The following is a 22,490-nucleotide window of genomic DNA, read 5'->3' as shown; positions in this document are numbered from 1 at the left end:
TCCTAGCCCCTGTTTTCCGGCGGAAGGGCAACCTGGAGTTTGCGAACCTTGCCGCGACCCACAATGTAGGCACGGCCGGGAATGAAGTCAGTGCTGATCCGGCCCAGTGATGTGCTGAGCAGGCTGTCGCCCTCAATGTCTCCGGGATTGAGGAGCAGGCCGCGGCGTCCCGATTTGAAGGGCTGGGCCAGCGACCACGCGGAGGACCAGGTGGACGTTTCGGACTCGCCGATCACCCACTGGTCAGCTTTGATGGCCATGGTGACCAGCCGTTCAATACCGGATTCTGCAGTGGTGTCCGTGAATTCCGTCAGCCCCTCAATAAAGACCGCCAGCTTCCCGGGATTCTGCTGCGCGTACTCACTCCAGTCCTCCAAGACATCCTCGACGTCGTCAGCGCCCACGACTGACCGGTCCCAGATCCTGAGGCCCGCCACTGAGGAACGCCGGGCACCGATATAGATCAGTTCGGTTTCCGGGTTTGACCGGCGCAGCGCGTACGCCATGGACACCAACGCCACCGTCCGCCCGGCACCGGGCGGTCCGGCCAACAGGAGTGGGCCCTTGGCCAGGATCTCAGCAGGCAACAGCGTCTCGTCATCGACGCCTATGACGGGGAGGTCATGGCTTCCCGCGGGGAGCATGTCCAGGTCAACCTGGTCCGGGAGACGTTCAATCTTCGGTGCGGGTTCCATCCCTTGACGACGCATGGCCTCGCTGAGCTTCTGGACCTCGCGGGCCTGCAGTGCCAGGTTGGAATCTCCCCCCAAGACGGCAAGCTGGACCTCGTAGTTGCCCAGCAGTCCACGCCCCGGGGGCGAGGCCTTGCTGAGCACATCCTTCGGGACATCAAGGGAAATGTAGTCGTCTTCGGAAGAGAGCCGCAGCACCAACCTGCGCTGGATGGATGCCAGCAGCGAAGGCGGCACGGAGTTGGGCCTGTCGCCTGTGACGATCAGGTGGATGCCCAGCGGCCGGCCGTCCGTTGCCAACGCAAGGAACATGTCCCACAGGGGTGAGAGCTTGCTGTACTCATAGGCCTCCCGGAAGGCCGACATCCCGTCCACCAGCACAAAAATCCGCTTCTCTGCGGGACTGTCGGCAAGTTTGCGATACTCCACAATGGTGGAGGCCCGGACCTCGGCAAAACGGGCCGAACGTTCGTCAGCGATGTCGCGGAGCCAGCGCAGAAGCCGTCCCACCCGCTCTGTGTCGTCGCCGTTGATGATCTCGCCTACGTGCGGAAGGGTCTCGAGCATATTGAGCCCGGACGAGCCGCAGTCGATTCCATAGACGTGGACCGGACCACCGCGCGGGGTGACGGCCGCCGAGATGGCAAGGCTCCGCAAGGCTGCCGACTTCCCTGAACCGCCCGTCCCGTAGATGGCCATGTTGCCGTCTTTGTCGGGTTCGTAGAAGACAGTGGGCTGGTCCTGGTGCGCAGGATCGTCGGCTACGCCGAGCAGGAGTCGTTCATCGGTCCTGGGATTGGGCAGCAACGAGAAGTCGTACGTCATGGCCAGTTCCGCAAGCCATGGCTTCCGGGGCGGCGTGATGCTCAGGATTTCAGCTGCCCGAACAATATTCGTCGTCATCCGGGAAATGTCGTTGGGTCCGGCGTCTTCCTCGACTGCGGGAGTTGTGGACGCGGGGAGATCCCAGGTCGCCCCGGAGCCAAAGGCCATTTCAACAATATCTACCTGCGGCCGCTGCGGCTTCTCGGTGGTCCACCCACCTGCGTACCCGGTCTGGAAACCCTGAATCCGGCCGGGGCCGGTTTTTGCCGCTCCACGCCCTGGAATGGACGGATCGAAATACGCCGCATCTGGGACGCCAAGAATGTCTGTAGCATCGTCCTCATCCGCCATGCGCAGGGCCACGCGCAGGTTGGTATTGGCGCGAAGGCTTTCCTTGATCACGCCGGCGGGACGTTGGGTGGCAAGGATCAGGTGCAGTCCAAGGGACCGGCCACGCGCAGCCACATCCACCACACCATCCACGAATTCGGGTACCTCGGTGGCGAGCGCGGCAAATTCGTCCACAATGATCACCAGGTAGGGCGGGGCCTCCGGATCCGCTTCGCGTTGCAGGCCCAGGAGATCTTTGGCCTTTTTCCTGTTCAGCAGGTGTTCGCGGTAATGCAGCTCGGCCCGCAGGGAGGTCAGCGCCCGGCGCACCAGGTGCTGGGAGAGGTCAGTCACGAGCCCTACCGTGTGCGGCAGGTGAAGGCAGTCCGCAAACGCTGCGCCACCCTTGTAGTCCACAAACAGGAAACTCACCCGGTCTGGGCTGTAGGCGGCCGCCATTCCCATGACCCAGGACTGCAGGAATTCAGACTTTCCCGCGCCGGTGGTGCCACCCACCAGCGCATGGGGACCCTCGTTCTTGAGGTCCAAATACAGGGGCTCAACCCCCTTGGATCCCACCAGTGCCCGCAGGGAACCATTGTCCTTGCGGTTGGGAACGGCGAAGGAGTGAACGGAGTTGTTTTCAGTCCAGCGGTCCGCGACGGCCTGCGGGTTGTCCATGAAATCCTTGCCGATCAGCGTCGCGTAGGACACCGCCCGAGGCAGGTCAGAATCGTCAGAGAGGGGTTTCCCGACATCAACGACGGGAGAAAGCATCCTTGCGAGCTGGGCGGCCAGTTCGGCCTCGACGCTCTCGCAGCTCACCGGGTAGGTGTGGCGGCCCAACCGGACCTGCCCTGTGGTGGTGCCATGGTCGCCATCGACCGCCATGAAGTCACGGCACGCTGCCGGCAGTGATTGAAGGTCCGTAGCCACCCACATGATGTGGACCCCGCAGTCCGGGCCGCGCTCCGCCAATCGGGTCAGGCGGCCCCTGTCAACAGGTGCGTCATCCTCAATGATCACCAGGACGGAAGGAAGGATCGGTCCCGCAATGTCCTCGGCTTTTTCCCCCAGGGCCTGCCGGAGCGCGGGAACAACGCCCTTGGCCTGGGCTGCACGGGTATCCACCAGGTCCTCCAGCCGGGCCAGAAGTGCAGCTCCGCCAGCAGAACCGGCGGCAAGATGGTCGCCAGACAGGGGGCTGTGCCCAGAACCCACGTGGGGCAACCACTGCAGCCAGTTCCAGCGCTCCCGTGACTGGGCGGACGTGATTGCTGCCAGAGTCACCTCGGCTGGCGAATGGAGCCCCACCACCTGCAGGACCATGCCGCGGGCGACGTCATCAACCAGGCCGCGGGCTCCGGCAAGGCCAAACGAGCCGGAACTGCGCAGCGCAGAAACAACCGGAACGCCCTCTATGTCCTGGAACGTTTTGATGCACGCCTGGATCTCCCGGGTGAACTCCACCTCGGTGTCGTTGGTATTGGACTCTTCGAAGGTGATGCGCGATGGGCAGGTGCCCAGCCCAAACCGCAGGCCCAGGAAGGAACCGTGTTCTGGCCGGTGGGTCCACAGCAGGGGTCCCAGTTTGTAAATGGCATCAACAGTGTCTGCCACAGAGGGTGCTTCCTGCAGCCGGACGGCACGCTCCACGCGCTGGAGTTCTGTGATGTCGTCACGGAAAGCCGTCATGGATTCCCGGAACTGCTTGAGGTTCTCGCGCCGTTGGCGACTGGCCTGCATTTTCTGATCCACGTAGTGGCCAATGATAAACAGCGGCATCATGGCCATGAACACGACGGAAAGGAGGTTGCCAGTAATGAAAAAGAGGATGGCACCCATCATCAACGGTGCCACCAACATGATGTAGGGAAAGGGATGGTGGTCTGGCCGCTTGGGTCCCGCTGGCAAGACTCTCTTGAGCTGCTCAAAGCGGGGCACAACACGCGGCGACCTGTTGAAATCAACCATCGGCGACGTCGGTGCGGAGGCTCCGCCTCGGGACAGGAGCACCACGGAAACTGTTGTGTCGCCCAGGGTCACGGTGTCTGCTGAGCTGAGGGTTGCGCGGCTTACGGGAAGCCCGTCCATCAGGAGGCCATTGGCGGAATTCGTGTCTACTATCTCCACCGTCTCCGCCACGGTGATCCGCGCGTGCCGCTTGGACGTCATTGGATCACTCAACCGGACATCAACGCTGCGGTCCCGGCCCAGGTAGCTTGTTCCGGCAGGAAGCGAGAATTCCTTCCCCACGTCTGGTCCTGCAACGACCCGCAGCGTAGCTACGGCCGGGCCACGGAGCCCGGAGCCGTCGTCGAACGAGTCACTGACCTGTGTCAGGGAAACGACAGACCCTGGCCGGAGTCCGGACTCAAGCAGGTTGTCGGTACGGACCAGGACGTTGCCCTTCATGCCGCCGGCCACAAACGCCTCGTCAATGCGTAGGGAAAGGTTTGCCGGAGCGGGGGTGTCCTTGCGGGCGGGATCGGCGGACCAAAGCTGGGAGGCCACATCAGCAACGGTGGCCAGCCCATCAACAGTGAGCGCCAAGTCCTTGGATCCTGCCGGATCCCGGCGCAGCGTCAGGCGAATCTTCACGCGTCATCGACCCCTCTCATTTTCTCCAGCAGGTACAGGTCATCGGAGGTGACCAAATGGGATGTGACGGCATGCTCCACCAGCCTGGCGCGGCGGTTGGTGGCAAGTTTGCCGCCGCCACCACGCAGGCCCACCACCCCCACCCTGTCCAGTTTGTCGCAGACGTTGTCGAGCTTCCTGTTGAATCGGGTCAGGGCCCACCCCAAGGTTTTTGCGGCGGCAGCAGAGGAGGGAATGGCACTGAAGCCAGTCCCTTCGCGCCGGAGCATAGGTTCTGCGAGCGCAACGATCAGCGCACGTTGGGAATCAGTGAACACGACTGGTCCAATGGTGGTTTCCCCGTTGCTGGCATCCTCGAGCGAGCCCTGCCGGAAGGAGGGTGTTTTCAGGTGCACGGCGAATTCATACGTGGTGGGGCCAGCTGTGAAGATAACGGAGGTGTGGCCAAAGACCAGCGGGATGCGTGCTCCGGGTGACAACCATGCCTGCATGCCCCCAGACCCGTCAGCGATCGTCGCGGAAATCATGCTGCCCACGTTGCTCAGCCACCAGATGTTGTCGTACTTGGTGATCTGGAGGAACTGCCGGTGCAGGTATGGATTGTCATCCACCTCGAGGTCGCCCTCCCGGCCAATCGTGAAGATGTCCTCATCCGAGGGTTCGTACCACTCACCACAGAAATCAATTGCCAGATCCCCCATGTCCTGTCCTTCCTTCGTGCAGATGTCCTGTGGAGTCGCCCACGTGCCAGGGGACCGCGGTCCCCTGGGTGTTGCTGTCATAGCCGTCCCCGGCCAGGACCCTTGTCCGCTATGGCTCACTGTTTGACGCAGGCGATAGAGTCCGCTTCCAGCGGTGCAGCGGCGCCGTCGCTCCGGACCAGCATCACCTGGATGCAGGTTGGTTCGTCCGGGTTGACTGCCACGTCCGTGCTCAGAGCATCGGTGGTCGCGAAGTCACCGCTGCCCGTTAGCGCGTAAACGCGCCACTTGAAGAAATCGCCGTCCTTGGGCTGCGGGTTCGTCCAGGTGAACGTCACTTTTCCCGCCGGCCCGGGAGAACCGGCGAGCCCTGTAACGTCCGGAACAATACCGCTGTCCAGCGCATCCGCAGGTGGCTTGTTGACCTGTTGACTGGCCTGGACCTTGGGTTCAGCCAGGGTGCTGGCCGACACAATACCGACGACGGCGGCCACGGCAAGGATGGTCGCTCCGGTCACTGCGAGCCAGAGGTTGCGTTTCCGGTGGTCCACGGGAGGGTCGACAACAGGTTCGGGGATGCGACCCTCGCGGCTGACTGTCGCGTCCAGATCAGTGCCAGGTCCGTTCCACGAGGCGCTGCCGCCATGACTGGCCTGGGCACCGGGTGCCTCGCTGCGGCCGCTGGCGCCCACAGGTCCTGAAACAGCGGCACCGCGGAGCATTGTGGCCTCGGACCCATGATCGTCAGGTCCGGCCGGCGCACGCGTGGTCCAGGAGGTCCTCGCTGCAGGCTGGCGCGTCCCGGTGTCGATGTGGCTGTCCCAGCCGGTAAAGGCGGCGGGCGTTTCCTGCGACCGTGAGCCGGTGGGCTTGGTGCGGGCTGGAAAAGTGGGTCCGCTGCCGGTTCGTTCGGGGTCAATCGCGGCAATGCTGCGGACCCGGGTTTCTTCTTGGCCCTCGTCCGGGTGCGCGTCCTCGGACTGTTGGTCCTCAAGGACCTCAAAGGGCGTGATGGAGAGGTTGAGTTCCGCCTGGATTCTCTGCAGCGCAAGGGCAAAAGCGTGGGCCGAGGAGTATCTCGACTGTGGCAGCTTGGCCATCGCGGTGGAGAGCGCGAGTTCCAGGGATTCCGGGACATCCGCGCGCCCCAGCCTGGGAGCAGGAGCGGAGGTGATCCGGGAGATGAGTTCTCGCTGGGAATTATCTGCACCGGGCAGGACAAAGGGCGAGCGTCCGGCAAGCAGCGTGTAGAGCGTGGCACCCAGGGCCCAGACATCGATCTTGATGCCGTCCACGGGCCCGCCCGTAAACTGCTCTGGCGGGGACCATGGAATGGACATCCCGGCGTCGTCGTCTTCCGCCTCATCCCCCAGCGTTCCGGAGATGCCGAAGTCTGTCAGCGCTGGCCTGTTGTAGTCAGTGACGAGAATATTGGCCGGCTTGATATCGCGATGGGCGATCCCGGCCCGGTGAGCTGTTTCCACCGCGGATGCGACCTGGATCCCTACCGCGAGGACCTCATCCACGCTGAAACGCTGACGGCGGTAGCGGATATCCAGACTGGGCCGGGAACAGTACTCCATGGCGAGGTAGGAGTGTCCGCCCTCGGTGACCTGCGCCTCGTAGATGGTCACGATATAGGGGTGTGAGGACAGTTGCGCCATCAGGTTGGCCTCGGATTCGAAGCGTTGCCGGGCCCCCTCTGTCCTAAGGTCGGAGAGCAGGACCTTAACGGCAACCTGGCGCCGCGGCCGGTCCTGCTCGTAAAGGTAGACATCGGAAAATCCACCGGATCCCAGGAGACTCACATACGTGAAGCCTGGAATGGGTGGCGGCGGAGCAACAGGACGCTTTGAACTCACAGGATGTCCTCGAACCGCAGGGAAATGTCATCGCCGAGCTCAGCGATGTCGCCGTCCAGCAGGATGGTGACCTCGTTCTGGGCCAGGCGCCTCGGCGCCTGGCCGGGCCGGACCAAAACAGTCCCGTTCGTGGCCTTAAGGTCACAGAGCATCACATGCCAGCCTTCCAGGCGGACCTCAACGTGGGATCGTGAAATGTCCCCCGCCGGGCTGGGAACCTGAACGAGCCGTGGCATGCCGCCGCCCTGCACGCGTGAAACGGAAGGTTGACGGCCAATCACCAGGGATTGGTCCAGATCCACGAGCTCGCCGGTAGAAACACGCATCAGGCCAAGGCGTGGGCGTGGAACCTGCCGGGCATCGGCAGGCAGCTGCTCATGGCAGACGGCGCACTGGGCGTGCGTTGGTGGGTTGGCGTGGCCGCTGGAACAGACCCTCGCCAACACCATCGGGCCTTCTCCCGGAGATGGCGTGCCCTGCGGTGCCAGCTGTGCAGAAGCTCCCAGCACGGCGCTCTTCATAATGGTCTGGCCGTCGTGGTCACCGGCAACATCCTGGTCGGAGCCGGGGGATTCTTCTGGGGAGTTGTGCTCACCTGGGCTGGCAGGTGCGGGATTCATGGCGTCCGCCACGCTGGCCACTGGCACCCCCGGAACTGCTGATGACGGCGTCCACGACGGCGGTGCGGCGGCCGCAGATGGCGCGGCACCGGCCGTCCGCCAGGGAATTGAATCGATCAGGCCACTGGAGGTTGGAGACGGCTGGACATCCAGCGCACTGACAGAACCTGGCGGCACGGAGTCACCACCAGTTCCGGCGTCACCGTCCCGGGCATCGGCATGGGCGATACCTTCAGGTTCTTCCTCCGGGACGTCCCGGATGGCCGCATCCTCAATACTGCGCATCACTGTCTTGTCCCACAGGTGGTCATAGCTGCTGGTCATTTCCGGGCCAGCAGCCGGATCTTCAGCCTCCAGCGGCGCACCCTGCGCACGTTCGTCGTTGTCTAGCGCAGCGTCCTCGGTCCCGGCATCGTTTGGTGGGCTCTCTACGTCGTCGTCAGGAACGCCCATGACTGTCTCCGCGGAGACGTCCTCCTCGGAATCTTCAGTGCCGGCGTCCTGATCTGGGGGAACGCCTTCGGACACGGGCGCCGGTGCAAGAGCGGGTTCCGGCGCCGGAACCGATAACACATCGAGATCCAGCGGCCCTGTGAGTCGAGTACCGGCCCCAGAAATCTCCGTCATCGACAGCGAGGACAACAGGACAGTCCCCTCTACCAGGGGCAGGCTGGGGAGGGGCTGCTCGAGCTCCTGCGCGGCAAGAGTGTAGGCGCTCGGCAGGGGCAGCCGTCGCTCGGTCCAGGTGCTGACATCGCGCCCAGTGAGCTCTACGGGCCCGTCGGGGAACTGCACCGTCAGGTCCACCTCACCGCGAAGGAAGACCCGAAGGTTGTCCGCCAGCCCAAGGATCGCAAAGGGAGGCATCCTGGTCAGCGGCCCGCCAAAACTGCTGGTCACAGCATGCAGGATCTCGTGGACCTCGGGTTCCTCTGCCAAAAGGTCCCAGACACCGGCAAGGAGTTGACTGGAAGTCCCTGGCGCCAGGACAACTGCCGTTCCGCCACGGACCACTGAAACCCAGTCTCCGGGGGCGTAGTTAACGACCGTCATGCGCACTGTCCTCACTGCCCAGCGGGAGGATTCCGGACGACTCCCCAGGCGCCATGGCCCCCTCAGGAGCTTCGGCTGGTTGCGCAGGGTCCGGAGCGGCACGTCCGGGTCCTTCAGGGGCGTGTGCCTGAAGGACCCTGGAGCGTGGCAGGGTTGTTTCCTCTTCGGCGGCCGCACCCGGCCGTGGTGCTGTAATGGCAATCCACTGATCGTTCAGGATGTTCCCCGCATCCACCACAATCACCGTGACATTGTCGCTGCCGCCATTGCGCAGGGCAGACTGAATCAGGGCGTCCACCGCGTCCTGGGGGTGTGCAACGGTGCTCAGGATCCGAAAAATGTGATCGTCGGTGAGTTCGGCATTGAGCCCATCGGAACAGACCAGCATCCGGTCGCCTTCCTCGACGGGAAGGAGCCAGTAGTCCGCTTCCGTTTCATCTCCGGTTCCGAGTGCCCGTGTCACCACGTGGCGTCGCGGATGGACTGCTGCCTGCTCGGCTGTGATCTGCCCGGCATCCACCATCTCCTGGACCTCGGAATGGTCCACGCTGACCTGCCGAAATTCACCCTGGCTCAGCCGATACGTCCGGGAGTCGCCGATGTTGAGGACCAGCCAGTAGGGCATGCCCATCTGTTCCACCACGACGGCACCGGTCAGGGTGGTGCCGGCCCGGGCACCGGTGGCTGCGCGGATGTCAGAATCCGCATCCACCAGGTAGCGCTGGAGGACAGCCGCCGTGACGCTCCGCTCCCCCTTGGTGAGTTGCGGCATTCGTGCCAGCGCCCGGACACACATTCCGCTGGCAACCTCGCCAGCCTCGTGCCCACCCATGCCGTCGGCAACAGCAAAGATGGGATCGGCGGCGATAAACGAATCCTCGTTGAGCTCGCGCCGGAGTCCGCGGTCCGTGCCGTACCCGTAGCGCAGGCTCAGCCCCGGAGATTCTTCTGGAGGTGCATTGACCTGATGTGAATTCATGCCTGTCCTAGGAGGAAGGAGCGGTCTCCGAAGTGCACTGTGGAGCCTGGGCTGACAAAGGAAGGGACACCTGGCTGCAACGGAATACGGACACCGTCCGGGGTGCCGATGGCGCTGCCATTGGTGGAGTTTCGGTCCGTGACCCAGACACCGGCACCGTCCGTGAGCAAGTGCAGGTGGGTTTTGGAAATAGAGCGGCCAGGATCGGCGACTGCCAGGAGCATGGCCTGCCGTTCGCCGCCCTGGGCGACAGGATTGCGGCCCAGCAGGACCGACTGGTCCAGCTGGAAGTCCCGTCCGTCGTCAAGCTTGATCCGCAGGACAGCCGCAGGGGCAGGCGTTGCCGGCCCGCCAGCACTGCCACGGGTCCTCGTCGCGTCCAGGTCATCGTCCGGATGGTGCGCCGTGAACACAGCGGCAGCCTGGGCCGAGTGCTCGCGGGCTGGCGCCCCGGGCAGAACCTGGGGGCCCATCACCGCAGGCGTGCCCATGTGCGGAGCGCTTCCGGCCAGGGCGCTGACTGGAACGTCCCGGCCCGGCGGGGCCGCTAACGCAGCAGCCGATGCTCCAGCCACGGGTGACGCCACCTGCTGCACTGGCGGAAGGTCCAGCGGAGCGAAACTATAGGGCCCCTGGATTCCGCCGGTTGTTACCGGATTTCGACCTGCGCTGATGTCAAAGACAAGTGTTTTCGCGATGGAATCGTGCCACCCCTGCCGTTGTCCGTTCCGGTCCCAGCTGTTGGAGACAACCACCAGGACAGCCCAGATCGCAGCGAGCAGCGCCAGCGGGCCAAGAATCACCAACGCAGCGTCGAACCAGCGGAAAATGACCACCACAACCGCCGCAATACCCGCCAGGACCACACCAGCCCCGGTGATGATGCCGCGGACAAAAATCCGGGCCGCACCCGGAGCATCACCGTCGGTGTCTGCGCTCCTGATGCCCATGACCCGGTTGCCGATGGTTGAACCGCTGCGAGCCTCCCCGCCGAGCAGGACAAAGGCGTACACCAGGGCAAGGCCCAGCCCGATTCCGCCGAAAAGCACCACCGAGGATGTGTCGTACACAATCACTGCGCCGCTCTGGCGCCGTGTGATGCCGCTAAAACCCACCACGAAGGCGACACTCAGGATTGCGACGGGCGCCAGCCAGTCAAGGACCGCTGCACCCAGCCGTTTGGCTGGCGCTGCCGGTACCAGTTCAAGATTGGTTGCCATGCCCATTCCTCCCCGTGCGCCGTGTGCGGCTGTGGTGCTGCCTATCGCCTGCGCTACCGGGATATTACCGGGATTCGCCGTGGCATGCGTTGTTGGGTGGTTCGGCAGCCCACGCCCTGGCTCCTCTACGGTACGGGTATTCCGGGCTGCCCGGTTGCTCAGCGGTGAGCCGCAGGAGGTGCAGAAGCTGGCACCCGGGCGGATTCCCTGCCCGCATGCGGGGCAGCATTCAGCGTCCTCGATCATGACTCCGTAGCATCCTTTCCACGGCGCTCCGCGATCTCGATGGTCCCGTCATGGATGCTGTCCACCGGGCCAGGAACAGCCGTGGTGCGGGCAGCCTGCGATCCGGCTGGCGTGCTGGCCGCTGCGTCAGCCTTTGCCCGGCGCCGGGCCGCCAGCGCAGATCTGCTGTCCGCCAGGAGGGATCTGGGCGAAAACTTGGCGCGCTGGCGGCGCCAGAAACCCATTGTCCCCGACATCTCCCTGAGGGATCCATCCACCAGGGTCCAGTACTCCGCGACATCTGAGTCGCTGGGCTCGCCAGCTCCAAAAATGACGGCGTCAGCCCGGCTGGCCAACACCAGGGTACTGGCCTCCGATGCCGGGAAGGCTTCTGCGAGGACAGCCGCACTTTCGCGCCGGGTTGAGCGGGAGTCGATGCCGGCGCCCATGTCTGTTGCCAGGCTGACCACCTCACTCCACCCACCCCCGACCCGCTGTGCTGGGCGCCCAGCACGGAAACGCGAGGTCCGACGTCGAGCCTTCAACAGAGCGATCAGGATCAACGGAAGGGCCAGGATGGCCAGTGGTATCGCTCCCAACCCGATCGCCGTCAGAAGCGGGCCCCAGAAGAGCCAGGGATTTTCTTTCTTCTCGTCAGCATCCAACGCATCAGGGGATGAATCCGGCGGAAGGTCTGCTGGCTCCTGCGGTGGAGGTGGCGGCTGCAGGACCTGGGGCTTGGGCTTGGACTTGCTCTCCGGATCCGGCGGGATGGGAATATTGTCCTTCGGCGGCGTCGGGTTGAAAGCTACCCACCCCACGCGTTCAAAGGCTACCTCCACCCACGCATGGACATCCTTTCCGGTAATGCGGACCTCGCCGGCACCGTTTTCGGGGCTTGTCGCTTCGGGGTAGAAACCCATCACAACCCGGGACGGAATTCCCAGGTGCCTGAGCATCAAGGACATGGCTACCGCGTACTGCTCATCATCACCGAGCATCTGCTTGGCGCTGAGCAATGTCCTGATCCGGGACGCGGAGTGCCCTGACAGGCTGGGCAACTGGCCCTCATCAATCAGGCCATTGCTGAAAGCCCCCGTCTTTTGGAAGTGGGCCTCTATCTGGCTGACCCGGTCAACAGCGGTTGGTGCATCGGCAGCAAGGTCATTGGCCTGGGAGCCCACCACTGGCGGAACATCCTGGGGATCAGGCATCGTCATTTTGGCGAAGTCGTACTGGGTCAGCTGGCCATAGTCCAGACGGACAGGATCGGAGACCTGCACGTCGTAGCTGTCCCCTCGGCTCACACCCTGCGTCGTGACAGCAGTGTCGGTGCCGGCGTTGAAGTACAGTCCGGACGCAGTGGGGGATCCCGGATCCGCAAAACTGATACCCGTGGTCTGCCGTCCATCGGGAAGGAAGTAGCCCTGGTAGTCCTCCACCGTGATGGTGACCGAGTAGTCATTGGTTGGCACTGCGGAGGTGGCGCCAGCCAGGGTATTTATGGATGTGCTGTCACCCACCTTGCTGAAGCTGCCTGAACCGTTGGGATCCATCGTGTAGTTGGTGCCGCTGAAGGAATCAAGGGCAGCCAGCCGGATGCGGGCATCCTTGGGCAGGCCTTTGACCACAAACAGGGTGTCGTCCTTCTGGTCCTTCACGAAAGTCCGGAAGCTGGCCAGCGGGGTGATGTAATCCTTTGGATCGAAGGGTGGGACCACCACGTTGCGGAGGACTTTTCTCTCGTCATTCGCCGAGATCAGCGGCGCCGTCAAAGCGGTGACCCCCACACTCGCAGCGATCACCGCGGCGGCCATGCCCAGACGCCGCAACCTGGCACGCTGTGCAGTGGCGGCGTCGGACTCCACCCGGTTCATCGAAACCTTGCGGGTGTCCCGACGCCGGAGTTCATCCCGGCGGAACGTTGCCCATGCAATGGCAATCACGCTCAGGCCGATTCCTCGCTCCAGGGTCAGGAACGCGGCATTGGTACTGAAAGCGATCCCGGTGATGAAGAGCGCCAGGACCGGCAGGAGCGGCCAATATGGGGTGCGCAGCCGCCAGGTCAGGATCCCAGCCACTGTCGCGCTCAGCAGGGAGGCCAGAAACGGAACGATCAGGACGCCGCCGGCAGTTCCCACAGGCACGCCGACGGTGAGCATGTCCTTCCAGGCGAACACCACACCCAGGAGCAGTGTCCTTAACGAATCCAGGGTTGGGACCACCCCTGCGACGGCAGCATCAGGTACAGCTAGCGCTGTACCGAACACCAGGTAAACGCCGAGGCCAAGCGCCGTCGTGATCAACAGCCCCAGCCGGTAATGGGCACTGAGGGCAGCAATTCCGAGGCCAAGAACAATCCCGCCAAAGCCGGATACGAGGTAGTACGGGTCACCGCCAAAGCTCAACCCAAAGCCAAGGAGGCCCAACCCCAAAAGGACCACCAGGACTCCGGCATCGAGGAGGAACAGCCAGGCCGGCCTCCCCTCGGCAAACGGGGATCTGCTCCCCTGCCGGGACCGCCGGCGGGTCCGGAATCCGGTGGTGGAACTCATGCTGCGGCCTTTCGGAGAATGATGGCCAGGTCATCAAGATCGCCCAGGGTGAGAACGCTCAGGTCCGCTATATTCGCCCGCGACGGCGCTGCGCCGAGCTCGGTACGCACGGCAAAGCTGCGGACTCCCGGCGCCACTGACGCTGCCGCGGATCTCAGCTGCGTGGGCGTCACGTTGCTGCCCACCACAAAAAACACTACCGAGGCATTGGGGACGGCGTCCGCCAAGGACCGGGCAAGGTCAACGGCCGTACGGCGCTGGGCACTGCCCTGGATACGGGTCATGTCATCAAGCATGGAGCGGCCGGTTTCGCAGCGCAGCGGCCCCTGCTGGGTCAGGACATCAAGTTCGCGCTGTTCGCGCAGTGCCTGCCGGCCAATCGAGGCAGCCGCTGAGATGGCCAGTTCGAACTCCGCCTCGGAGTCGAACTCCTCGGTATTTGTGGACAGGGAAATAGCCAGGTGGGCCCTACGCGTTTCCTCGAACTGGCGCACCATGAGCTTGTTGGTCCGGGCAGTGGTTTTCCAGTGGATATGCCGGCGGTCATCGCCAGGAACGTAGTCCCGAAGAGCGTGGAAGGAAACGTCCGCGCTGGAGAGATCGGTGGTGGGCATGCCCTCAAGATCTCGGATGAAACCTGCGGCGGAGCCGGCCATAACCACAGTGCGCGGATGCACGTAGAGGTCCTCCGGTTCGGTCCACATGACCTGGCGGCGGAGCAGGTGCAGCGGGTCGGCCCGGACAGAACGCACCGGGCCAACAACGATGACGGCACGGCGGGCGGTGGGGATGGTAAAGAGGTCCTCATGGACCTGGCCGGGCTTCATGCGCGGCAGGTGAAAAATTGCCGTGGCCGAGCCAACGGGAAGTTCCACGGAAGCTGGCAGCAGGGGACGCGGGGAGGTGTTGGACACGGCAATACTTCCGACGGCGCTGTCGCCGACGGCAACGCGGGTCCGCGCCAGATCCAGCACCACACCATAGGTGGAGCGTCCCAGGATAAACGCCACAGCAATGATGAAAAGGACAAAGGCAGCAACGGCTGCCGCCTTTGCTTCCTGCCAGCCAAAAGCCCCACCCAGGAGCCACAGCAGCACGGACGCCACCAGAACGGACCATCCCAGGACACTGACCACTGAAAGTATCGGCCACACAAAGCGGAGCCAGGTAGTGGTGACATGTTTCCACACCGGCGCGAGGGCAAGCCCGGCGGTTCCGCTGGCTTCGGTCCAGAGCGTAACTGGATGCAGTGTGGTTCGCTCGCCATGGTGCCGAAAGGGTCGCCGGAGTGTAGCCACCAACCTGTGGGCCGCGCCGGGACTGACGAACGGCTGCCTGAGGCGCAGGGCAAGCCGGTTCAACGCGGTACTGCGGGACATAAAGGGTCCTTTTGGATCGTACGGTGGGAAGGGAAACCGGAATGGAACCGGTCAGGCACGGAGCTCAGATCCCGGATTCAGTGCAAAAGCTCCAGGATGACGACATGTCAGGCGCTTGCGCGCTGCTGCGGTGCTGCCACATCCGAGAGCACCCGGGTGAGGACGGCCTCGGGGGTAGCGCCAGAGAACTCTGCCTCGGGATCCATCACCAGCCGGTGGGTCCACACCACAGGGGCGAGTTCCTTCACGTCATCGGGAAGGACAAAGTTTCGGCCCTGCGCCGCTGCCCAGACTTTGGCGGCACGGACCATGGCCAGTGCCCCACGCACAGAGACACCCAACCGCGACTCGGGGGCGGTGCGGGTCTCTTCGCAAAGCCTCGAGATGTATTCCAGGACTGCAGTATCCACATGGGTAGTAGCCGCCAAATCCGCCATGTCTGCTATGGCGGCAGTGGTAATCACCGGGGTCAGGTCGCCGGATCGGTCCTTGAGGTTTGCCCCACCCAGTAGTCGCACTGTCGAGGCGTGGTCGGGGTACCCAATAGAGGTTTTCATCAGGAACCTGTCGAGCTGGGCCTCGGGAAGCCGGTACGTGCCGGCCTGTTCAATCGGGTTCTGTGTTGCCAGCACCATGAAGGGACGCCCAGCTTCATACGTCGTGCCATCCACCGTCACGCGGGATTCTTCCATGACCTCCAGCAGCGCTGACTGGGTCTTCGGAGAAGCCCTGTTGATCTCATCTGCCAGAACGATGTTGTTGAAGATCGGCCCCTTGTGGAACTCAAACTTCTGGGTTTTCTGGTCATAGATGGTCACACCCGTCACGTCCGAGGGAAGCAGGTCGGGCGTGAACTGGATGCGGTTGTTTGATCCCTGCACTGTTGCTGCCAGGGCCCGTGCCAGCATGGTCTTCCCTGTTCCCGGGGCATCCTCAAAGAGGATATGGCCCTCGGCAAGCATCGCCGTGAACGTCAGCCGGATGACGTGTTCCTTGCCCAGGACCGCCTTGCCAACATTGGCCGTGAGTTTCTCGAAGGTACCGGCGAACCAGGTTGCCTGCTCGGATGTCATGCTCATGCGTTGTTCCTTAGGTGTCGTGAAGGATTAGAAGTCTGGCAGGGTCTGATGGGTTGCGTTGATCGTGCGCCTAACGGCCCGGCATTCCGCCAGGCGGCGTGCCGCCCAGCGACGTTGTGTCACTGCGGGCAAAGTTTCCGGCGGCGGACCCGGTCGTCAGGTGGTACCACACGCCTGTTGGATTATCTGAGCTCTTCCGCCACACAACGTAGTAGTCTGCCTGTTCGGTGGAGCCTGTGTTGAACCATTTTCCTGGCGCACGGCAGACTGTTGGACCGCCGAAGCTGTCCGTTGAACTGCTCGGTTCTGTGCATGTCCGGTAAGGGGTCGCTCGAATATCCCATGACGTAGGGGCTGGCGGCGGCGGTTCTGCGCCACTGCGGGAAGTATCAGAGCCAATCCTGCCAGGCTGGTCGGCACTCATGGCGCGCACCTCCAGCGTGTGTACTTCACCGAATCCAACGGACTTCGAGAACGAACGCTCTTGGGTGCCCTGCCAGTTTCCACCGTCGAACCGGTACTGATATCCGGCGACAGCCCGGCCGTTGCCGTTGGGCTGGTTCCAGGTCCAGGACACTGTCTTGTCACCCACACCGTTGCTCTTGCTTCCGTTCACAGCTGGTGCGGCGGCCAGGCCGTAGGGATTAACAGCGTTTGAGGCCGGGCTGGCGTCCCCGGCCTTGCTGCTCCGCGAGGACACGCCCCACACCACAACGCCGGTATCGGTTCCATTGACGGCGGACACTACACCACCACCTACCGCGATGCTCCCACTACCACCACCTGATGTGAGCCTGTACATATAGGTGATTTCGGCCGCGCTTGAGCCATTGCGCTGAGCAGGCGTCAACGGGGAGAAACTGACCTGGATCTTGCCCCCATCACCGCCGGTTTCAACCAATTCCGCTGACGGCTGGTCCAGCATGGCCGGTTTACCCACGGCGCGGATGGCTGCGGACTGCGGACTTGCGGGACTTGTTCCCGCCTTGTTCGTGGCTGTGACAGTAAACGTGTAGTCGGCTTCGGAGTTGTCCACCGTGACGTTTTGAGTGGTACCTGAAACTTGCGAGGTGCTGACCGCTGCACCACCTCGGTACGTGGTCAGCGCGTAGGCCGAGACCGGATCGCCATTGTCGTTGGGCGCAGCCCAGTTGACCTTGAGCTGACTCTGATTCCCCACTGATGTGGCAGCTGATGCCGATGGAGCCGCAGGCGTCGCGGGTGCAGCAGCCGGTACTTCAGCTGCTGAATAGGGACTCCATTCGGAGGGTTCCTTGGCATCATTACGCGCCAGGACCCGTACCTTGTAGGCAACCCCGTTCTGCAATCCCTTCCAGACATGGGTAGCAGCCGTCAGGTTCTGGATCTGGGCGTTTTGGCTGGCTGGCGCAGGTGAAATTTCCAGGTCGTAGGACGTGATGGGAGAGCCCTTGCTGGCCGGTGCAGCCCAGGTGACACTGATCTGCCGGTCACCGAAGGCGAGCTTGGGTGCACCAGGAGTGTCTGGCTTGACGTCTGGACGGACCTCGGCCGAGGCTGCCGAACGGTCTGATTCGCCGAACTTGTTCGTGGCCGTGACCTGGAACTGGTACGTGGTGTTGTTCACCAGGTTGCTCAGCGTGCAGGTATTAGCCGGACACTCCTGCCTGAAGCCACCCTCACCATAGACGGTGTAGGTACTGATGGGATCGCCCCGGTCAGCGGGCGCGGTCCATGTCAGGAGTGCTGTCCGGTCCCCCACGCTCTGCGCCTGAGGTGTTCCCGGTGCCAGGGGTTTGTCTTTGACGGTCAGCCGCACCCGGGCAGTGGACTGCCTCGACGGCTCTCCCAGCTTGTCCTGGACTGTATAGGCCACGACAAGCGTTCCTGTGAATCCACCGGCGGGGGTAACTGTGATCGTTCCGCCGGACACCTCGACGCTGCCCTGACCCGTTTCAGCGGCCGCCGTGATGATTTTCAGCGGTGATTCGGGGAACGGGTTCACGTCGTTCGCCAGCACGTCCACGGCGACAGGCTTGCCGGCAGCCGCATCGGTTTCGACATCATCGTTGGCCACCGGATTGGGCCGGTTCGAGGCTGTTGCACCAAGGGCAAAGGTGGCAGTGGACTCGAGGCCACGCGGATCCTTGGCCCTGACCTGGATCGAAGCGGCAGTTCCCGTTGCGGTGTCATCCGGAACCGAGACTCGGAGGAGACTGCCGTCCATGCGGACATCGAAGCCTGCCGGGCTCTCACCCTGCAGTTCATAGCTCATCTTGTCCACGTCATCCTGGTCCGGATCGGAGACCAGTGTCCGCAGGTCCAACTGTGAGGCTTCGCCACGCGCCACGGACAGCGCTGCACCCAGAAGTTCAGGCGGATTATTCTTGTTGGGATCCGGTAGCACCTTGGTCCGAATGCTCAGTGTGGACTTCAGCCCCCCGGGATCATCAGGGCCCGATCCGTCGGTGACTTCGAAACTGATGGATCCTGGCCCGACGTAGTCGAGGCCGGCGGCATAGGTCAGGTCCGTAGCGCTGGAGGACACCGGATCGCTGCCGTCGCCACCAATGACTGTGACGGAGTCCGCCTGCGTAACACGCGGACTCCGCCCGTCCCGGACTTTCACCCACTCGGCAAGGTTGATGGTGGTGGACTGACCGGCAATGACCTCCACACTGTCGTTCTTGGCGAGCGTGGGGACCTGCTGCCCCAGCCCTGGCACCCAGATGATGGCCGTCGATTGCTGCCCGTCGACGTCCTCCACACTGTAGGGAATCAGTTGCGGCCCCTCAGTGAGTTCCACCACCATGGAGCCGTCGGCGCCTGGCCGCGCGGTTGTGGATGAGGTACTGACCAGCAGATTTTCCCCCACGCCGTCAGGATCCTCATCATTTTTCAGGACTGGTACCTCGACCGCCGTCTTGCCCAGCGTTTGCGCGGATGTCACGCGGTCGTCGCGGGCTATCGGAGCCTGCAGCGGCACCTGGCTATCCACTGTCACCCGAATGGAGGCCTGTGCAGAGGCATCGCGATCATCCGCAATCGAGTAACGGAGGTTGACCGTGCCTTCAACGTCTGGCGACTGGAGCAGGATGCGCCCACTCTGGCTGCTGACAGTTGCCTGGAGGGCTGGATCGGCTTCGATTCCATCAGCCAGCAGGCGAATCGGGTCCCCATCAGGATCCGTGTCGTTAGCCACGGCGTCCACAGCAACTGCCCGCCCTGGGCGAACCCTGATCTCGTCGTCGACGGGCGTGGGGTTCTGGTTGGCCTCACCGCGCGGGGCAATGCCCACCGTGACGGTCCCGGTGTTGACTGCGCCTTGCCGGTCCACCACGCGGTATCGGAAAGTATCTGTCCCGGCTCCGTTTCCAGCGGCGGTGAAGTCAATGAAGTTACTGCCCACAGTGGCAGTTCCCTTTGCTGGCGAACTGTCAATGCCTGTCAGCTGGACTGAATCACCGTCAGGGTCTATCCCGTCCAAGGGAACGGGAATCCGGACTGTTCCCGCAGCAACCACCCGGGCAGTGAGGTTCTGCGGCTGGGGGCGGGTATTTTCCGCGCCTTCCAGTGGCAGGATGTTGATGGTGATCGCGGCTGCGCTCTTCTGCCCTTGCGGGTCGACGGCGTTGTAGATGGCGCGGACTGTCTTGGGCTGGGCCCCGGCAATGAACCGCACGGTGTTCTCAGAAACAAAGACTGTGCCATCTGCCGGATCCACAGACTGGGGCAGGACAGGATCAAGGCTCAGCTCCTGGCCCTGGGGATGGGTATCGTTCTCTAGGACGGGGATGGTGACAACGTCATTGACCCGCACATTGACATCGTCAGGTTTCGGTTGAGGGGCCTCGAGGACGGATGGCGCCGGTACGGGGACAACGGAGACGCTGCCGGTGGCTGACGTGGTTCCGTTGGACATGGTGTAGTCAAAAAGAAAAGGCTCAGAGGCGCTGAGTAAATCGGTGATCCTGATGACGCTGTGGTCAATGACGCTGACAGAGGCACTGGTATTGCCCTTCAGGTTGACCGACTGCAGCACAAGTACTCCCCCTGAAGGATCGGAGTCGTTGGCCAGTGGATCCAGGAGGACGCTGCCTCCCACGGGCAACAGCGCGACGTCGTGGACTGCAACTGGGTCACCACCGTCAGTCCCCGATTCCACGTCCACGCGGATCAGGCCCTGGGTGCTCTGGGGTCCATTGCTGGCAATGTAGGTCAGGTACACGGGGCCGGGAACTGTGCTGCGGAACGTGAATGTCCCGCCGTCCGTCACGGGCCCCACTTCTGCGGGGCCATTTGCCTCTACCTGGGCCAGGCGCAGAGCGCCTCCGTTCGGATCGACGTCGTTCTTCAGCGGAGCGATCACCAAGTCCTGGCCCACCACCGCAGTGACATGATCCGCATTGACTACGGGAGCAAGGGCACCTGGCGGCTGGACGTTGACAACCACCTCTCCGGTGACTGTGTCGCGTCCATCCCAGATGGTCACGCTGACATTTTTCTTCCCTGCCGTAGCCCCCGAATCCTGGAAGGTCAGCAGTCCGTCACGGCGGATCTTGACCTGGTCCTGCGGGTTGTCGGCCGTGGCATCCAGGAGCACCAGGTCATCGCCGTCGGGGTCCACCCAGTCCGTAAGGATGTTCTGGCTGACCGTTTTGCCCTGTTCGACCAGGACTGTGGTGTTTTCGGAGCCGCGCTTGAACTGCGGGGCCCTGTTCTCGTCTGGTCCCACGACGGTGAGCTCAATCCTGCCCTCGGCAGAGAGTCCGCGGCCGTCCGACGCGGTGTAGCCGAAATTCTCTGTTCCTGGCTCAGCCTCGGCCGGAACGGAGACCTGGAACGCCGTTCCCCCGTAGATGCTTTCAACTTTCCCGTCTGCGGGCGGGTTGCCTGAAAGTCCGGCCGTGAGGACATCACCGTCCGGGTCGGAATCGTTGTCAAGGACGCTCAGCACTGTGGTGCGGCCGGGGCGGACACCCAGGGAATCCGGCGTGGTTTCCGGTGGTCGGTTTGGTTTGGTGCGGTCCGGCAGGACATTGATGAAGTTATCGTCAGCCGACTCTTCGTCCTGGTCATCGGACTGGTTTTTGGGTGGAATGACCTCGTCCCAGTTATTTACGAGCTGCATGTTCTGGTTCACCAGCCACACATTCCCCGAATTCACATCATTGAGGACCACCACATCCCGATTCACCCGAAAAACATACGACGGCGACGCACTCGCCTTCGGAACATCAACACTCTTATCATCGGCATCATCACCACAATCCCGAACATACTTATTCGCCCCAGACCACGCCCCATGCACACACCCACCCAACTGCACAGGCGCCGCAGGAACACCCTCACCCCCAAACCCCACCGACACAACACCAGAACCATCCAACGAAACCTTCACCAACGCACGAGTAGTCCCCACCGCAACAAAACCACTCTCCGGCCCAGCCCCCTGAAGCTTCCCATCACGACCCTGCGGAACATCAACAACCCTGCCCCCCGCCAAAAACAACCGCCCCGTCAACGCCTCAAAAACAACAGGACTATCCCCCACAACAGAAACCTGCACATCCGAAACCCCCTTCAACGCATCCCACACCTGCACATCAGAAGAAACCACCACACCACTGCCATCAACCACAGTGCGCGTCACCGACCCAGCACCCGGATCCACCGAATACACCGAATCATCAACACCAACCACAGAAACCACACCCGCCGAAGCCTCCACCACCGGCTCCGAAGACTCCTCATCAAACCCCGACACGGACGACGCCCGCACCGCCCACACCTTCCCCGACACCGCATCACTGACAGAAAGAACATCCGAACCAAAACTCACCGACGACGACGACGGCAACTGCTGATCCCCACCCAAACTCATCTGCGCCGACGAAACCTGATTCAACGTCGAACCAGAACCATCATCAACAAAAACATCCCCACCACTCTGCAACACATCAAAGGACGTCGACGCCGGAGTCACCGCCCCATCCAACACCCGCGACGGATAATTCAACCGCCCCACAGCATTCTTCGACTTCGACACCACCCACACACCCCCATCATTCAACTCCACCTCAGCGGACCTGAACCCCGGATACAACACAGCACCAGCCACCAAAAAACCCACCACACCCACAAAAGCGGTGACGGACAGGGCTCTTTTACGACGTGGCGTAAGGCCCGGGACTACCAACCGGTCAGAGCGTGATGTCACAGTGTTGATTCCTCAAAATTTCAGCCGTCCCCCCGGCAACGAAAATGTCATGGTTCACAGGCAGCAAGCCCCCAGCCCCACGCCAGCATAACCATCAAAAACCCGGGGCACGATGGGCAGCGCTCCCCATCCCCTACCCTCGCCCATCTGAGCCGCGATCGACTATAGCC

10 protein-coding genes are annotated in these 22,490 nt (G+C 63.0%); all 10 read right to left on the bottom strand.

The features are described 5' to 3' along the window. Positions 1-2 precede the first annotated feature (2 nt). The 10 genes from QMG79_RS04015 to QMG79_RS03970 all read right to left on the bottom strand — a co-directional run bounded on the left by QMG79_RS04015 (position 3) and on the right by QMG79_RS03970 (position 22,320). Positions 3-4,448: a type VII secretion EssC family protein gene (locus QMG79_RS04015; RefSeq protein ID WP_283537258.1), complete on the bottom strand. Its 4,446-nt coding sequence runs from the start codon at positions 4,446-4,448 to the stop codon at positions 3-5. Further along, entirely contained in the window at positions 4,445-5,149 is a 705-nt protein-coding gene (locus QMG79_RS04010) for a hypothetical protein (protein ID WP_283537257.1), read from the bottom strand. Before QMG79_RS04010 ends, QMG79_RS04015 begins: the two co-directional genes overlap by 4 nt. A gap of 116 nt (positions 5,150-5,265) precedes the next feature. Next, positions 5,266-7,011, bottom strand: a complete 1,746-nt coding sequence (locus QMG79_RS04005) for a serine/threonine-protein kinase (RefSeq protein WP_283537256.1) — start codon at positions 7,009-7,011, stop codon at positions 5,266-5,268. Further along, complete coding sequence (locus QMG79_RS04000) at positions 7,008-8,684, bottom strand: FHA domain-containing protein (protein WP_283537255.1); 1,677 nt, start codon at positions 8,682-8,684, stop codon at positions 7,008-7,010. Before QMG79_RS04000 ends, QMG79_RS04005 begins: the two co-directional genes overlap by 4 nt. Then, complete coding sequence (locus tag QMG79_RS03995) at positions 8,671-9,663, bottom strand: PP2C family protein-serine/threonine phosphatase (protein WP_283537254.1); 993 nt, start codon at positions 9,661-9,663, stop codon at positions 8,671-8,673. The genes QMG79_RS04000 and QMG79_RS03995 overlap by 14 nt, the downstream gene beginning before the upstream one ends. Further along, positions 9,660-11,129, bottom strand: coding sequence for an RDD family protein (locus QMG79_RS03990; RefSeq protein WP_349357245.1), 1,470 nt, complete (start codon positions 11,127-11,129; stop codon positions 9,660-9,662). Before QMG79_RS03990 ends, QMG79_RS03995 begins: the two co-directional genes overlap by 4 nt. Next, the gene (locus QMG79_RS03985) at positions 11,126-13,663 is read right to left on the bottom strand and encodes a transglutaminase TgpA family protein (RefSeq protein ID WP_283537252.1); all 2,538 of its coding nucleotides are present in this window, start codon (positions 13,661-13,663) and stop codon (positions 11,126-11,128) included. The genes QMG79_RS03990 and QMG79_RS03985 overlap by 4 nt, the downstream gene beginning before the upstream one ends. Beyond that, a complete protein-coding gene (locus tag QMG79_RS03980; RefSeq protein WP_283537251.1) occupies positions 13,660-15,042 on the bottom strand; it encodes a DUF58 domain-containing protein in 1,383 nt (460 codons plus the stop codon). Before QMG79_RS03980 ends, QMG79_RS03985 begins: the two co-directional genes overlap by 4 nt. Positions 15,043-15,149: 107 nt before the next feature. Next, positions 15,150-16,121: an AAA family ATPase gene (locus QMG79_RS03975; protein WP_283537250.1), complete on the bottom strand. Its 972-nt coding sequence runs from the start codon at positions 16,119-16,121 to the stop codon at positions 15,150-15,152. A 70-nt stretch (positions 16,122-16,191) separates the two neighbouring features. Next, positions 16,192-22,320, bottom strand: a complete 6,129-nt coding sequence (locus tag QMG79_RS03970) for an Ig-like domain-containing protein (protein ID WP_283537249.1) — start codon at positions 22,318-22,320, stop codon at positions 16,192-16,194. Positions 22,321-22,490: the final 170 nt, after the last annotated feature.

The sequence above is a fragment of the Pseudarthrobacter sp. PS3-L1 genome (assembly GCF_030063285.1).
In the GTDB taxonomy this organism is placed as follows: domain Bacteria; phylum Actinomycetota; class Actinomycetes; order Actinomycetales; family Micrococcaceae; genus Arthrobacter.
This window is presented reverse-complemented; position numbering and strand designations above follow the sequence as displayed.

Bases quoted from the DNA above. Each gene is read 5' to 3' on its own strand.
- QMG79_RS03980 (WP_283537251.1), bottom strand. From the start codon at position 15,042: ATGTCCCGCAGTACCGCGTTGAACCGGCTTGCCCTGCGCCTCAGGCAG.
- QMG79_RS04010 (WP_283537257.1), bottom strand. From the start codon at position 5,149: ATGGGGGATCTGGCAATTGATTTCTGTGGTGAGTGGTACGAACCCTCG.
- QMG79_RS03985 (WP_283537252.1), bottom strand. From the start codon at position 13,663: ATGAGTTCCACCACCGGATTCCGGACCCGCCGGCGGTCCCGGCAGGGG.
- QMG79_RS03990 (WP_349357245.1), bottom strand. From the start codon at position 11,129: ATGATCGAGGACGCTGAATGCTGCCCCGCATGCGGGCAGGGAATCCGC.
- QMG79_RS03995 (WP_283537254.1), bottom strand. From the start codon at position 9,663: ATGAATTCACATCAGGTCAATGCACCTCCAGAAGAATCTCCGGGGCTG.
- QMG79_RS04000 (WP_283537255.1), bottom strand. From the start codon at position 8,684: ATGACGGTCGTTAACTACGCCCCCGGAGACTGGGTTTCAGTGGTCCGT.
- QMG79_RS03975 (WP_283537250.1), bottom strand. From the start codon at position 16,121: ATGAGCATGACATCCGAGCAGGCAACCTGGTTCGCCGGTACCTTCGAG.